14 protein-coding genes are annotated in these 14,762 nt (G+C 71.0%); 11 read left to right on the top strand and 3 right to left on the bottom strand.

All coding sequences use genetic code 11. From position 1 onward, the window contains the following. Positions 1–98 precede the first annotated feature (98 nt). The 3 genes from ABT078_RS12470 to ABT078_RS12460 all read right to left on the bottom strand — a co-directional run bounded on the left by ABT078_RS12470 (position 99) and on the right by ABT078_RS12460 (position 3,808). Positions 99–758, bottom strand: coding sequence for a LuxR C-terminal-related transcriptional regulator (locus tag ABT078_RS12470; protein ID WP_351226817.1), 660 nt, complete (start codon positions 756–758; stop codon positions 99–101). A 286-nt stretch (positions 759–1,044) separates the two neighbouring features. Next, a complete protein-coding gene (locus tag ABT078_RS12465; RefSeq protein WP_351226680.1) occupies positions 1,045–2,367 on the bottom strand; it encodes a sensor histidine kinase in 1,323 nt (440 codons plus the stop codon). A 211-nt stretch (positions 2,368–2,578) separates the two neighbouring features. After that, positions 2,579–3,808, bottom strand: a complete 1,230-nt coding sequence (locus ABT078_RS12460) for a sensor histidine kinase (RefSeq protein ID WP_351226678.1) — start codon at positions 3,806–3,808, stop codon at positions 2,579–2,581. 219 nt (positions 3,809–4,027) lie between these two features. Here ABT078_RS12460 and ABT078_RS12455 point away from each other — a divergent pair, with 219 nt between their 5' ends. From ABT078_RS12455 to mscL, 11 genes are all read left to right on the top strand, one after another. Further along, positions 4,028–4,429, top strand: coding sequence for an NADH-quinone oxidoreductase subunit A (locus tag ABT078_RS12455; protein WP_351226676.1), 402 nt, complete (start codon positions 4,028–4,030; stop codon positions 4,427–4,429). Further along, positions 4,420–5,037 carry an NADH-quinone oxidoreductase subunit B gene (locus tag ABT078_RS12450; protein WP_351226674.1) on the top strand — a complete coding sequence of 206 codons (618 nt, stop codon included), beginning with the start codon at positions 4,420–4,422 and terminating at the stop codon, positions 5,035–5,037. The genes ABT078_RS12455 and ABT078_RS12450 overlap by 10 nt, the downstream gene beginning before the upstream one ends. Beyond that, complete coding sequence (locus ABT078_RS12445; RefSeq protein WP_351226672.1) at positions 5,034–6,488, top strand: NADH-quinone oxidoreductase subunit C; 1,455 nt, start codon at positions 5,034–5,036, stop codon at positions 6,486–6,488. The genes ABT078_RS12450 and ABT078_RS12445 overlap by 4 nt, the downstream gene beginning before the upstream one ends. Beyond that, a complete protein-coding gene (locus tag ABT078_RS12440) occupies positions 6,485–7,453 on the top strand; it encodes a complex I subunit 1/NuoH family protein (RefSeq protein WP_351226670.1) in 969 nt (322 codons plus the stop codon). Before ABT078_RS12445 ends, ABT078_RS12440 begins: the two co-directional genes overlap by 4 nt. Beyond that, entirely contained in the window at positions 7,453–8,061 is a 609-nt protein-coding gene (locus ABT078_RS12435; protein WP_351226668.1) for a NuoI/complex I 23 kDa subunit family protein, read from the top strand. The genes ABT078_RS12440 and ABT078_RS12435 overlap by 1 nt, the downstream gene beginning before the upstream one ends. Further along, positions 8,058–8,606 (top strand): NADH-quinone oxidoreductase subunit J family protein, encoded by a 549-nt coding sequence (locus ABT078_RS12430; protein WP_351226666.1) that lies wholly within the window; start codon positions 8,058–8,060, stop codon positions 8,604–8,606. Before ABT078_RS12435 ends, ABT078_RS12430 begins: the two co-directional genes overlap by 4 nt. Further along, positions 8,606–8,974 carry an NADH-quinone oxidoreductase subunit NuoK gene (nuoK, locus tag ABT078_RS12425; protein WP_351226664.1) on the top strand — a complete coding sequence of 123 codons (369 nt, stop codon included), beginning with the start codon at positions 8,606–8,608 and terminating at the stop codon, positions 8,972–8,974. Before ABT078_RS12430 ends, nuoK begins: the two co-directional genes overlap by 1 nt. Then, entirely contained in the window at positions 8,971–10,962 is a 1,992-nt protein-coding gene (locus ABT078_RS12420; RefSeq protein ID WP_351226662.1) for an NADH-quinone oxidoreductase subunit 5 family protein, read from the top strand. The genes nuoK and ABT078_RS12420 overlap by 4 nt, the downstream gene beginning before the upstream one ends. Positions 10,963–10,965: 3 nt before the next feature. Further along, on the top strand, positions 10,966–12,543 hold the full coding sequence (locus ABT078_RS12415) for an NADH-quinone oxidoreductase subunit M (protein ID WP_351226660.1): 1,578 nt from the start codon (positions 10,966–10,968) through the stop codon (positions 12,541–12,543). Beyond that, entirely contained in the window at positions 12,540–14,084 is a 1,545-nt protein-coding gene (locus tag ABT078_RS12410; RefSeq protein ID WP_351226658.1) for an NADH-quinone oxidoreductase subunit N, read from the top strand. Before ABT078_RS12415 ends, ABT078_RS12410 begins: the two co-directional genes overlap by 4 nt. Before the next feature lie 107 nt (positions 14,085–14,191). Continuing rightward, positions 14,192–14,650 carry a large conductance mechanosensitive channel protein MscL gene (gene mscL / locus ABT078_RS12405; RefSeq protein ID WP_351226656.1) on the top strand — a complete coding sequence of 153 codons (459 nt, stop codon included), beginning with the start codon at positions 14,192–14,194 and terminating at the stop codon, positions 14,648–14,650. Positions 14,651–14,762: the final 112 nt, after the last annotated feature.

Raw genomic sequence — 14,762 nt, 5'->3', positions numbered from 1 at the left:
CATGTTCCGTTCGCCCCCCGGGTCCTTTCTGTGAGACGCTCCCGACTGGTCCTTTGGTTCTAGGTCTCGGCCTCTCTATCTGAAAGAGTGTCAGGTCATCAGGAGTTGAGATAGGTCAGTACGGCCAGAACACGCCGGTGATCCCCGTCGCTGGGGGACAGCCCGAGCTTCAGAAAGATGTTGCTCACGTGCTTCTCCACTGCTCCGTCGCTCACGACCAGCTGCTTCGCGATCGCCGAGTTCGTCCGGCCCTCCGCCATCAGACCGAGGACCTCCCGCTCGCGCGGCGTCAGCCCCGCGAGGACGTCCTGCTTACGGCTGCGGCCCAGCAGCTGCGCCACCACCTCCGGGTCCAGGGCGGTGCCGCCCCGGGCCACCCTGACGACGGCGTCGACGAACTCGCGGACCTCGGCGACCCGGTCCTTCAGCAGATAGCCCACGCCCCGGCTGTTCCCGGCGAGGAGCTCCGTGGCGTACTGCTCCTCGACGTACTGCGACAGGACCAGCACCCCTATACCGGGGTGGTCGCGGCGCAGCCTGACGGCCGCGCGCACCCCCTCGTCGGTGTGCGTCGGCGGCATCCTCACATCGGCGACCACGACATCCGGCGGTGTGTCCTGCGCCGCCAGATCCCCGACCGTCTTGATCAGTGCGTCGGCATCCCCCACGCCCGCGACCACATCGTGCCCGCGGTCGGTCAGCAGCCGGGTCAGGCCCTCCCGAAGCAGAACGGAATCCTCGGCGATGACCACCCGCACCCTGTCCTCCACGACCAGCAGCCCCCATATGTCGCTCTGTCTCCCGCCCCTGCACCTCCAGCATCCCAGCATCGGCACCCGGACGCGCTCACCCACGCGTAATCCACGCCCGGCGCGGCGTGCCACGGTCTGCTCGGCGGCGTCACGGCGCGTGCCGGGTGGCCGCGCATCGCCGGTTCGCCCGGCCGTACGGGCGTGCGGCGCGGCGGGCGTCGCCCTCCTGCCGAGCCGCCACGCGTACCTGCGGCTGCCGGTCAGCAGGTCCGCCGGTCAGAAGGCCGGCCGGTCAGGCGGCCCGCCAGGGGAGCTCCGCCGTGACGACCGTCGGCCCGCCGGGAGGCGAGTCGACGAGGAGGATCCCGTCGACCGCGTCGAGCCGCTCGGCCAACCCCGCGAGGCCGCTGCCGGCCGATATCTCCGCGCCGCCCCGCCCGTCGTCCCTCACCTGCAGCATCAGCCGGTCCTGCGCCTGCCACACATCGACGGACGCGTGTCGTGCCTGCGCGTGCTTGCTGATGTTCTGCAGCAGCTCGGAGACCGTGAAGTAGGCGATGCCCTCGATCGCCGGGACCGGGCGGGCCGACAGGTCCACCTCCACCCGCACCGGAACCGTGCAGCGGGAGGCCACGGCGGACAGCGCGGCGTCGAGGCCACGGTCGGTGAGCACCGCGGGATGTATGCCCCGCGCCAGGTCGCGCAGCTCCTGCAGAGCCGTCTTCACCTCTCCGTGTGCCTCCTCCACCATCCGGGCGGCAACCTCGGGGTCCTCCTGCAGCTTCTCCTTGGCCAGGCCCAGATCCATCGCCAGGGCGACCAGCCGGGCCTGCGCCCCGTCGTGCAGGTCGCGCTCGATGCGCCGCAGGTCGGCGGCCGCGGTGTCGACGACCACGCCCCGGTCCGATTCCAGCTCCACGACGCGGCCCTCCAGCCGGGACGGACCCAGCAGTCCCATGACCAGCAGCCGGTCCACCGTGGCGAGCCCTCGCACGATCCACGGGGTCACCAGCACCAGCAGCAGCCCGATCGCGCTGGTCAGGGCCAGTTCGAAGGGCGAGTCGAGGGAGAAGTTGTGCGTTCCGTCGCCGTACATCTGGAGCCCGTCGGTCCCTGCGTACACGGGGAACACCCAGTACCAGAGCGGATACGTGGCGAATCCCCAGCCGTACACGCAGAAGGTCAGCGCGACGGAGAACGCGAACACCGCCCAGGGCATGTGCAGCAGTGCATAGAGCAGATGCCGCCAGGACACCCCGCTCTTCAGCATCGCCCCCATCCACGCCATCGCCCCGCCCCTCCGGGGCCGGACCGGCGCCGGGTCGGCGACGTCGAGACGGAGCAGGGCGCGCGCCCGGGAACGCTCCAGCACACCGAAGCCACGGCACAGGGCCAGCGTGGCCGCCAGGATCGGAATGCCGAGGAAGGTGATCACCAGGCCGCTGCCGGCCGCCGTCAGCGAGACGGCGAGACAGAAGAACACGATGCTCAGCGGCAGGCTCAGCATGAGATACCCGAACTCGCGCCAGGCCCGGGCCTCGAACGGCGCGCGCAGGGCTTGGGGAAGCCGGTGGCGCCGGGTCGTCGCCGGTTCCGTTCCGAATGCCGTGGCCATCGTCGTCGTCCGTTCTGCTCGTCGTCTCGTCGGTGTTGCCGCTGCGGTACAGCGAGTGACTCTCTGCCTCCATGCTGCTGAGCGCGGAAGCGTCGCACCATGTGGCCGGTATCCCTCTTGGCCGGGGGTTTTCCCTACCTACCTCGGTGCGCAGGTCCACACCTACGTCGCGGGCGCAGGTCCACCGACACTCGCTGCCGTGAGGTGAGCCCTATCGGCTGCGTGACTGGGCGTCCCCGTGTGCCGCGGTGGACCGCTCCGCGGGCGCCCGGTCGCGCCAGGGCAGCTCTGCCGTGACGACCGTCGGGCCGCCCGGCGGGGAGTCCACGACGAACAGTCCGTCCACCGCTCCGAGCCGTTCCGCCAGGCCGGCCATGCCCGTACCGCCTTCGGCCGATGCCCCGCCGCGCCCGTCGTCCTGCACCTGGATCAGCAGCCGGTCGTCCCTGCGCCACACATCGACGGTCGCCTGACGTGCCTGCGCGTGCTTGCTCACGTTCTGCAGCAGCTCGGACACCGTGAAGTACGCGATGCCTTCCATGGCCTCGGCCGGGCGGGCCTTCAGATCGACGGTGACCTGCACCGGCACGGTGCAGCGCGAGGCAACGGCGGAGAGGGCGGCGTCGAGCCCTCGGTCGGTGAGGACGGCCGGATGGATGCCGCGCGCCAGGTCCCGTAGCTCCTGCAGCGCCAGCTTCACCTCGCCGTGTGCCTCGTCGACCATCGCCGCGACGGTTTCGTCGGCCCTGCCCTCCTGCAGCTTCTCCTTGGCCAGGCCGAGCCCCATGGCGAGGGCGACCAGCCTGGCCTGCGCCCCGTCGTGCAGGTCGCGCTCGATGCGCCGCAGGTCGGCGGCCGCGGTGTCGACGACCACGCCCCGGTCGGACTCGAGCTCGGCTATCCGGCGCTCCAGCTCGTCGGACGGCGACAGCAGCCCGCGCACCAGGGCACGGTCGACGTTCGTCAGGCCCCGTACCACGTACGGCAGGACGGGCCAGAGCACGAACAGCCCGGTCAGGGTGATGGCGAAGCCGAGCACGCCCCACGGCAGGCGTATGAACGCGTACAGCACGGACCGCCAGGCCACCGGGTCCTTCAGCCCGGCCCACAGTCGGCCGAGGACGCTGTCGCCGGGGCGGTGCGGGAGCGGGCTCGGCTCGTCCACCCGCACGCCGAGCAGCCCGCGCGCCCGCGCCCGCTCCCACCTGCCCAGCAGCCGCGATCCCGCCAGGCCGCCGGCGAGGACAGGCAGCCCGATGACCGTGACCGAAAGCGCCGCACCGGTCGCCACCATGAAAACCGTGTAAACAAAACCGAGAAGCGCGCACGGCAGACCGGACAGGAGAGACGCGATCTCCTTCCAGGTGTGCCGGTCGTACGCGAAACGAGCGGGCGGCGGCCCTTCGTTCTCGATGGCGCTTGCTTCGCTGGTCACGGTCATGCGCTCCACCTTGCCGGGTCGCATCCGCGCACGCCATGGGGTAGGTGGGTGGGGCGAAGTAGGGATATCCCCACCCCTTGGACCGCCCGATCCGGACCAAGGCGGGACACGGCTGCTTACCGTGCCCTTAGCAGGGCCTAGACTCCCGTGCGAAAGGATCGTCGAATTGGATTCGTCGAACGAATCGTCGAACATCGGGGCAGGGAGCGAGGGACGGACGTGCCGGAACCCACCGAACCGACCGTACTCGCGGCCGACTACTTCCAGAGCTACTCGGTCGTCGGGCTGCTCGCCGTCATCGGAGTCCTCTTCGTCACGGTGGCCTTCGGCGCGAGCCGCCTGCTGCGGCCGGTCGTACCGACCCCCGAGAAGCTGCTCACGTACGAATGCGGAGTCGACCCCGTGGGCGAGGGCTGGGCCCACACCCAGGTCCGCTACTACGTCTACGCATTCCTCTACGTGATCTTCGCCGTCGACTCGATCTTCCTTTTCCCGTGGGCGACGGTCTTCGCCGCGGCCGGATACGGGGCGACGACGCTCGTGGAGATGTTCATCTTCCTCGGCTTCCTGGCCGTGGGACTGCTCTACGCATGGAAGAAGGGCGTCCTGGCATGGACGTGACCCCGCAGACCCCTGAGCCCGTGCTGCTTCCGGAGCCGAAGCGGCTGGGCGCCCTCGCCCGGCTCGCTCCCGAGCCGATGAAGGTGGTCCTGAACTGGGGCCGCCGCTACAGCCTCTGGGTCTTCAACTTCGGGCTCGCCTGCTGCGCGATCGAGTTCATCGCCGCGTCGATGTCCCGGCACGACTTCATCCGGCTCGGCGTGATCCCCTTCGCGCCGGGGCCGCGCCAGGCCGATCTGATGGTCGTCTCGGGCACCGTGACCGACAAGATGGCACCGGCGGTGAAGAGGCTGTACGAACAGATGCCCGAGCCGAAGTACGTCATCTCCTTCGGCGCCTGTTCGAACTGCGGCGGGCCCTACTGGGACTCCTACTCCGTGACCAAGGGCGTCGACCAGATCATCCCCGTCGACGTGTACGTCCCGGGCTGCCCGCCGCGGCCCGAAGCGCTGCTCCAGGGCATTCTCAAGCTCCAGGAGAAGATCGCGCGCGAGTCGCTGGGCGAGCGCTACGGCTCCGCCCCGGGCCGTGCCTCCGTGAGCGAACTCCGCAGCGGCCTGGTCACCCCGCCTCCCGCCCCCGAGGCCTCCCCGGGAGCCGCCTCGTGAGCGCCTTCGACACCGACGTCGCCGAGCGCTTCGGACCGGACGCCACCGCCGAGGCGGCGTACGACGTGCTGACCGTGGACGTGCCCGCCGCCGGCTGGCTCGACGCGCTGCGCACGGCCCGCGACGAGCTCGGCTGCACCTACTTCGACTGGCTGAGCGCCGTCGACGAGCCGGGCACGGGTTTTCGTGTCTGCGCGCACGTCGTCGCGCTCGGGTCGGGCGAGTCCGGCCCGGAGGGGCGCACGGTTCGCCGTCTTCTGCTCCGCACGACCGTCCCGCACGACGCCCCGGCCCTCCCGACGGCCATCGGCGTCTACGCGGGCGCGGCCTGGCACGAGCGGGAGACGTACGAGATGTTCGGCGTCTCCTTCACCGACCACCCGCATCTCGTGCCGCTGCTCCTCCCGGAGGGCTTCGAAGGACACCCGCTGCGCAAGGACTTCGTCCTTGCGGCCCGCGTCGCCAAGGCCTGGCCCGGCGCGAAGGAGCCGGGGGAGTCCGAGCACGGCGGCCCGAAGCGCCGTCAGATGCTCCCGCCCGGCGTCCCCGACCCGAACGAGTGGGGTCCGCTCAAAGGACAGCTCCCCCCTGCCCCGGCCCGTCCGGCCCGCACCCCTCGCGCAGCAGGCGAACGGCCCGCGCGCCGCGCCCGCAGTGTGACGGAAGGCTCCGCGAGTCAGGCCCCGGAGACGCCGGAGACGCCGGAGGCCCCTGCGGCCCCGGCCCGCCGCGCCCGCAGTGTGGCGGAGGGCTCCGCGAGCCGGCGCCCTGCGGCCACCGAGCCGGCGGCGCCGGGGGAGGAGACGACGCCCGCGGCGCGCCCCGCCCGGCGCGCACGCAGTGCGAGCGAAGGCTCGGCGACGCAGCGCGAGGCGAAGACCGACGCCGCATCGCCGGCCGCGGCCCCGGCCGCACGCCCTCGCAGTGCCGACGCCCCCTGGCATCACGCCCGCCCCGCGTTCGAGGACGCCGAGGCCAGACCTGCGCCCGAGGCCGAGCCGCAGGCTCAGCCGAAACCCGAGCCGGCGCCCGAGCCAAGGACTCAGACCGAGCCCGCGCCCGAGGCCCAGGCGAAGCCCGAGCCGGAAGCGAAGCCGGAGCCCGAGCCGGAAGGGAAGCCGGAGCCCGAGTCAAGGACTCAGACCGAGCCCGCGCTCAAGGCCCTGCCCGAGCGGGAAGCGAAGCCGGAGCCCGAGCCGGAAGGGAAGCCCGACCCGACGCCCGCGCCCAAGGCCCTGCCCGAGCGGGAAGCGAAGCCCGACCCTGAAGCGCAGCCCGACCCGACGCCCGCGCCCAAGGCCCTGCCCGAGCGGGAAGCGAAGCCCGACCCGACGCCCGCGTCTGAAGCGCAGCCCGAGTCCGGCACCACACCGACCGCACGCCCGGCGACCAGGTCCGACGAAGGACCCGACAACGAGCCGGCCGACTCCGAAGGAGGCGACCCCGCGTGAACGACGCTCTCGACGTAGCCCTGCGGCTGGTCGTCATCTTCGCGGTGTTCCTCGTCCTGCCCCTCGTCGTCGGGCAGACCGAGCACAAGGTGATGGCCCATATGCAGGGCCGCCTCGGCCCGATGTACGCCGGCGGCTTCCACGGCTGGGCCCAGCTCGTCGCCGACGGCGTGAAGTTCGCGCAGAAGGAGGACGTGGTCCCGGCCAACGCCGACCGCCGCATCTTCCAGCTCGCGCCCGCCGTCGCGCTTCTCCCCTATCTTCTTGTCCTCGTCGCGATCCCGATCGGCCCGAGCGAGGGCGCGGTCGGAATGATCGTCGACGCGGGCATCTTCTTCGTGCTCGCCGTCATGGGCGTCGGCGTGCTCGGCTCGCTCATGGCGGGCTGGGCCTCTGCCAACAAGTTCTCCCTCCTCGGCGGCCTTCGCACCGCCGCTCAGCTCCTCGCGTACGAGCTACCGATGCTGCTCGCCGCCGCGTCCGTCGCGATGGCAGCCGGCACCGTCTCGCTCCCGGGCATCCTGAACGCCTTCGAGTGGTGGTGGCTGCCCTGGCAGATCGTCGGCGCCGTCGTCTTCTTCGTCGCCGGCCTCGCCGAGCTGCAGCGTCCCCCCTTCGACATGCCGGTCGCCGACTCCGAGATCATCTTCGGCGCGTACACCGAGTACACCGGACTTCGTTTCGCGCTCTTCATGCTTGCCGAGTACGCGGGCATCGTCGTGCTCTGCGGTCTCACCACCGTCCTTTTCCTCGGGGGCTGGCACGGCCCGTTCGGGGCCGAGGGCCTCGGCTGGGTCTGGACCCTGCTCAAGACGGCCGTGCTCGCCTTCATCGTGATCTGGCTGCGCGTGACCTATCCGCGGCTGCGCGAGGACCAGCTGCAGAAGCTCGCCTGGACGACGTTCGTCCCGCTCGCCCTTGCCCAGATCGCCCTCACCGGCGTCGTGAAGGTGGTGATCCAGTAATGCCGATCCCCGGATCCGGCCTGGCCAAGGGCCTTGCCGTCACGCTCCGCACGATGACGCGGAAGTCCCACACCGCGCAGTACCCGGACGTCCAGCCCGAGCTCCCGCCGCGCACGCGCGGTGTGATCGGCCTGTTCGAGGAGAACTGCACGGTCTGCATGCTCTGCGCCCGTGAGTGCCCCGACTGGTGCATCTACATCGACTCCCACAAGGAGACGGTCCCTGCGGCCGCTCCCGGTGGCCGTGAGCGCAGCCGCAATGTCCTCGACCGCTTCGCGATCGACTTCTCGCTCTGCATGTACTGCGGTATCTGCATCGAGGTGTGTCCTTTCGACGCTCTGTTCTGGTCGCCGGAGTTCGAGTACGCAGAGACGGACATCCGCGAACTGACCCATGAGCGGGACAAGCTCCGCGAGTGGATGTGGACGGTCCCGGAGCCGCCCGCTCTCGACCCGGCCGCGGAGGACCCCAAGGAGCTCGCCGCCGCCCGCAAGGCCGCCGAGAAGCTGGCCGCCGAGAAGCTCGCGGCCGAGAAGCTCGCTGCCGAAGAGCAGGCCGCCGACGAGCCGACCGCCGCTGCCGAGAAGACCCGGGAGGGAACGTCGTGAGCCTCGCAGCCGCAGCGAGCGGCTTCCTCTCCCCGACCGGTGTCGAGATCGCCTTCGTCCTCGTCGGCATCGCCACCCTGGCCGCCGCCGTCGTCACGGTCACGACCAGGCAGCTGGTGCACGCCGCACTCTGGCTGGTGGTGGCGCTGGGCGGCCTCGCCGTCGAGTACCTGCTCCTGACCGCCGAGTTCATCGCCTGGGTCCAGGTGCTGATCTACGTCGGCTCCGTCGTCGTCCTCCTTCTCTTCGGGCTGATGCTGACCAAGGCCCCCATCGGCCGCTCCCCGGACGCCGACTCGGGCAACCGCCCCGCGGCCCTGGCCGTGGCCGTGTCCGCCGCGGCCGCCCTGGTCTGGGTGGTCGTCGACGCCTTCCGCGCCACATGGATCGACCTCGACGGCCCCGTGCAGGGCTCCACCCGGGTGTCCGGCGAGATGCTGTTCCGGCACTGGGTGCTGCCGTTCGAGGCGCTCTCCGTCCTTCTCCTGGCCGCTCTCGTCGGCGCGATCGTCCTGTCCCGCAAGAGCGGTAAGGAAGAGCACTGATGCACCTCGCCTATCCCGCCGTGCTCTCCGTCCTGCTCTTCTGCACCGGGCTGTACGGAGTGCTCGCCCGCCGCAACGCGATCCTGGTCCTCATGTCCGTCGAGCTGATGCTCAACGCGGTCAACCTCAACCTGGTCGCCTTCGACGTCTGGCTCCGCGACACCCTGCACACGGGCCAGGCCCTGACTCTTTTCACCATCGCCATCGCCGCCGCGGAGATCGGCATCGGCCTGGCGATCGTCCTGATGGTCTACCGCAACCGCGGCACCTCGGACATCGACAAGCTCCGTGACACCGCCGAGGGCGCCATCGGCGCCGAGGAGGCGGACGAGCCCGCCCCGGCAGAGAAGGCTGAGGCCACCGCGTGACCACGACGACCCTCGCCGTACTCGTCCCCCTCCTTCCGTTCCTCGGCGCCGCCGCCGGCCTGCTCACCGGCCGTGCCGCGCCCGGCTTCGTACGCCCCCTGGCCGTCCTGCCGACGCTGGCCGCCGCCGTGCTCGCGGCCGTCGTCGCCGTGCGCCAGGGCGGCGGGAAGCCGATCGTCGCCTCCACACAACTCACCCCCACCGGCTCGGTCCCCATCGACCTCGCCCTGTACCTGGACGGCTTCGCGGTGCTGGTCGCCGTCCTCGTCGGGGTCGTCGCGTCCTGCGTGCAGATCTACTCCACGGCGTATCTGCGCGACGACCCGCGCTACCCCTCGTACGCGGCTCTCGTCTCCCTCTTCACCTCCGCGATGCTGCTCGTCGTCTACTCCGGCGACCTGATGGTGCTGCTGGTCGGCTGGGAGATCATGGGCATCTGCTCGTACTTCCTGGTCGGCCACTACTGGGAGACGCCCGAGGCGCGCGCCGCCTCCCTGAAGGCCTTCCTGGTCACCAAGCTCGGCGACGTCCCCTTCCTCTTCGGTCTCTTCGCGCTCGCCGTGGACGCCGGTACGTTCCGCATCACCGGAATCCTCGGCGCCGTCGCCGCGGGCGCCGTCGACCACCCCACGCTCATCGCGCTGCTGCTGCTCGCGGGCGTCGCGGGCAAGTCCGCGCAGTTCCCGCTGCACACCTGGCTTCCCGACGCCATGGCGGGCCCCACTCCGGTCTCCGCGCTGATCCACGCCGCGACGATGGTCGCCGCCGGTGTGTACTTCGTGGCCCGGCTCCTGCCCGTCTTCGCCGCGTCCGCGGCCGCTCTGGTCGTGCTCGCCGTGATGGCCGCCGTCACCATGGTCGGCTCGGCGCTCGCCGCCCTCGCCCAGGACGACATCAAGCGCGTCCTCGCCTACTCGACCATCGGCCAGCTCGGCTACATGTCAGGGGCCCTGGCCGTCGGTGACCGTGGCGCCGCCGTCTTCCACCTCCTCGCGCACGGCGCGTTCAAGGCGCTGCTCTTCCTCGCCGCCGGCGTGATCATCCACGCCGCGGGCACCAACTCGCTGTCCGCCATGTCCCGCATGAGCGGACTGGCCAGGCGGATCCCCGACGCGTACTGGACGATGACCATCGCCCTGCTTGCGCTCGCCGCCATCCCTCCCTTCGCCGGCTTCTTCTCCAAGGAGGCCGTGCTCGTGGCCGCCGAGCACACCGCGCTCGGCGAGTCCGCCTTCGCCCCGGCGAGCGCGGGCTGGACCGTTCTGGTCGCGGGACTGCTGACCGCCCTCCTCACCGCTGCCTATGCGACCCGCCTGTGGCTGCTCGCGTTCCGTGGCCACGGCGCCGAGGCCCCCGACCACGGCAGGCAGCCGCTCGCCATGACCGGGGTGCTCTGGGTGCTCGCCGTTCCGTCGCTCGGCTTCGGCCTCACCGCGGCCTACCTCGACGACTGGTTCGACGGTCGCGCCCTCAGCCCGACGCTCACCACCGCCGTCCTCGGCACGGGCGTCGCCCTCGTCGGCGGACTGATCACGTACGGCACCTGGCGGCACACCACGGCCCTCGCCGCCCGTGCCCGGGCCGGCGCGCCCGCCGTGGAACAGCCCCAGCTCGTCGCCCACCCCGAGGCCGAGCCCGGCCTGGTCGAGGCGGAGGCCCTGCACATGCCGCACCCCTTGGCCGACCCCGCCGACCCGGGCCGGCTGCTGCTCGGCCCGCTGCACCGTCCCGCAGCGGCCGGCTTCCACCTCGACGCCGTCTACCGCACCCTCTTCGTCCGCCCCGTCCAGGCCGGCGCCGAGCTGGTCCGTTTCCTGGACCGCGAGGTCGTCGACACGTACGTACGCGGCGCGGGGACCGGCACCAACTGGCTGGGATGGCTGGTACGCCGGGCCCAGACCGGCAATGTGCAGACCTACCTGAGCGCCCTGCTCGCCGGCTCCGTCGTCCTGGCGATCGCCGCCGTACTCGTTGCCGCCGGAGTGTGAGCCGTGATCGATATCAGCGAATCCGTGATGCAGTTCCTTCTCGCGTTCATTGTCGTCGGCCCGCTCATCGGCGCCGTCGCGGCTCTCCTGCCCGCCCCGCCCGGGCTGAAGGGGAAGTCCCCGGACCAGGCCGTGCTCCGCCACGGAGTGACCGTCACCGGCGTGGTCCTCGCCGCCGCGATCGTCCTCACGCTCGGCTTCGACCACGACCAGCCGTCGAAGATGCAGGCCACGACGGACATCAGCTGGATCCCGGCCCTGGACGTGCGGATCCACCTCGGCACCGACGGCATTTCCCTCCCCCTCCTGGTCCTGACCGCGCTGCTGACCTTCCTCTGCGCGCTGTACAGCTACTACAAGATGCCCGCGGGCCCGTCCCCGAAGGCCTTCGTCGCCCTGCTGCTCGTCCTCGAGTCCGGCACCCTCGCCACCTTCGCCGTCCTCGACCTGCTGCTCTTCTTCCTGGCCTTCGAGATGGTCCTCATCCCGATGTACTTCCTCATCGCCCGTTGGGGCGGCGAGGGCCGCCGCCCCGCGGCCTGGAAATTCATCCTCTACACACTGCTCGGCTCGGTCGTCATGCTGCTCGGCCTGCTCCTCGTCGGAGTCAAGGCCGGCACCTTCGACATGGTGGCACTCGCCACTGACAACGGCCGGGGTCTGAGCCTGTCCGTGCAGGTCATCGCCGTTCTCGCGATCGGGATCGGCCTCGCCGTCAAGACCCCGATGTGGCCCCTGCACAGCTGGCTCCCGGACGCGCACACCGCCGCCCCGACGGTCGGCTCGGTGCTCCTCGCCGGCGTCCTGCTGAAGATGGGTACGTACGGCTTCGTCCGGATCGTCCTGCCGATCGCGCCCGACGGCATGCAGGTCTTCGCCCCGTATCTCGGGGCCTTCGCCGTCGCCGGGATCATCTACGGATCGCTCGCCTGCCTCGCCCTCGCCAGACCGGGCTCGAAGGGCGACCTCAAGCGCCTGATCGCGTACTCCTCCGTCGGCCACATGGGCTTCGTTCTCCTCGGCATCGCGACCATGACCCCCACCGGCGTCAACGGCGCGCTGTTCGCCAACATCGGGCACGGCCTCATCACCGGCCTCCTCTTCTTCCTGGTCGGAGCACTCAAGGACCGCACCGGGACCACGGACCTCGACGCCCTCGCCCAGCAGACCGGCGCCGCGCTGTACGGCCGCGCCCCGCGCTTCGGCGGACTGCTCGCATTCGCCGCGGTCGCCTCGCTCGGCCTGCCCGGTCTCGCCGGATTCTGGGGGGAGATGCTCGCCCTGTTCGGTGCCTTCGCCCCCGCCGACGGCCTCAACCGGCCCGCCTTCCTCACCTTCATGGCGATCGGCGGCCTCGGCACCCTGCTGACGGCCGCGTACCTCCTCGTCGTCGTCCGCCGTGTCTGCATGGGCGGTGAGAGGCCGGCCGACGAGGTGAAGATCGCCGATGTCAAGGGGTACGAGTTCGCCGCCTGGACGCCGCTCGTCGCCCTCACCGTCCTCGCCGGACTGTGGCCCGCGGTCCTCCTCGGCCTCACCGACCCGGCCGTGCAGAAGCTCCTCGCAGGAGGAAAGGCATGACCCCGCTGGCCACCGCCGCCACCCAGAGCCTGTCCGCGCCCGTCGTCCAGTCCGTCGACTGGCTGGCGATCGCCCCGCCCACCATCACCGCGGTGGTCGGCATGCTCATCCTGGTCGCCGACCTCTTCGTACCGGAGCGGAGCAAGCCGCTCCTCGGCTGTGCGGCCATCGCCGGTCTCGCCGTAGCGGTGCTGTCCCTCGCCCCCCTGCGCAAGGGGGACCGTTCCACCTTCTGTCTCACCACGGCCCCGGACGTCTGCAGCTACACGGCGGACCACTTCGCGCTGGTGATCCAGTTCCTGGTGCTCGGCGGCGCGCTGCTCACGGCGCTGCTCTCGGTCACGGAGACGAAGGACCGGCTGCCGGCGGGCGAGTACTGGTTCCTGCTGCTGTCCTCGGCCGCCGGGGCCGCTCTGCTGCCCGCCTCGAGGGACCTGGCCACCCTCGTCGTCGCCCTCGAAGTGGCCTCGCTGCCCGCGTTCGCCCTGGTGGGCCTGCGGCGCGGCGACCGGATGTCCAGCGAGTCCGCGCTCAAGTTCTTCCTCTCCTCGGTGACTGCCACCGCCGTGACGCTCCTCGGCGTCAGCTTCGTCTACGCGTCGACCGGCACCCTGCATCTCACCCAGATCGCGACGCGCCTGGACGACGTCCCGGGTCAGCTGGAGACCCTCGCCCAGGCGGGCGTTGCGCTCACCCTCGTCGGCTTCGCCTTCAAGACGGCCGCCGTTCCCTTCCACTTCTGGGTGCCCGACACGTATGTGGGCGCGCCGCTGCCCGTTGCCGCGTACCTCTCCGTCGTCGGCAAGGCGGTCGGATTCTCCGGGCTCATCCTGGTGACCGTCATCGCCTTCCCCATGTACGCGGATGTGTGGGGCCCGGCCATGGCCGTACTCGCGGCTCTCACGATGACCGCGGGCAATGTGGCGGCTGTACGCCAGTCGGCCACGCGCGCACACAGCGCGGTCAGGCTGCTCGCCTGGTCGTCGGTCGCGCAGGCGGGCTACATCCTGGTGCCGATCGCGGCCGCCGCGTACTCCAGCGACGACCAGATCGGCTCCACGGTCGCGTACGCGCTGATGTACGCCATCGTCAACCTCGGTGCCTTCGCCGTCGTCGCCCTCGTCGCCCGTACGAAGCCGCTGAACCGGATCGCCGACTACCGCGGCCTCTACGCCACGCGTCCGGTGACCGCCCTGGCGATGGGCTTCTTCCTGCTCTGCCTGGCCGGCCTGCCGCCCGGCATCATCGGGCTCTTCGCGAAGGTCACCGTCTTCTCCGCAGCCGTCGACGCGGGCCTGGGATGGCTCGCGGTCGTCATGAGCGCCAACGTCGTGATCGCGCTCTACTACTACCTGCAGTGGACGGCGGTCCTCTTCCGGGCGCCCGAGGGCGTGTCCGAGAAGGCAGCGGAAGGCGCGCCGGAGCGGCACAGGGCGCCCGTCCTGGTCACCGCGACGATCGCGATCACCGCCGTGGCGGGCATCGTGCTGTCCGGATGGCCCCAGCTGGTGCTGCGCTTCGCGGCGGTCAGCCTCTTCTGATCTGGTCCAAACGCCTGCTGACCTCGCGGTTCGACAAAGGGCGGCCGTGCCGGGCACGGTGTTCAGCGCATCTGGACACCAGCAGAACAACACAGGGAGAGCCGGCCGTGCTCAGCGGGTTCAAGGACTTCATTCTCCGCGGAAACGTGATCTCGATGGCGATCGGTCTCGCCATCGGGGCCGCCTTCACCGCAGTCGTCACCGGGTTCAGCAACGCCTTCATCACCCCGCTGATCGGCCTCGCCACCCGCGGTACCGGCGACTTCAGCGAGGCCGTGTTCATCGTCCAGGGCGTGGAGTTCCCCTACGGGCTGTTCGTGAGCGCCCTGCTCGCCTTCCTGATCACCGCCGCGGTCCTCTACTTCTGCGTCGTCGTCCCGATGATGAAGGTGCAGAACCGCTTCACCAAGGAGGAGCCGGTCAGCGTCAAGGCGGCCGTGCGGGACTGCCCCCGCTGCTACACCGAGATCCCCGCGATCGCCAGCCGCTGTGCCCACTGCACCAGTGAGGTCGAGCCGGTCGCCGAAGCCCTGGAGAAGGCCGGGCTGCTGCCCGCCCAGCGCTGACGGCCCGCATCACCCGAACGGCCCAGCCCTCCACCTGGAGGGGCAGGGGAACCCGCGGCTCTCGCCTGGCGTTGACCAGTACGGGAGGGTCCACTGGAGAGCGGACCACGAC

The sequence above is a fragment of the Streptomyces sp. NPDC002133 genome (assembly GCF_040296405.1).
Taxonomy (GTDB): Bacteria; Actinomycetota; Actinomycetes; order Streptomycetales; family Streptomycetaceae; genus Streptomyces.
The sequence above is the reverse complement of the archived record's forward strand: the minus strand, read 5'-3'. Positions and strand labels throughout refer to the sequence as shown.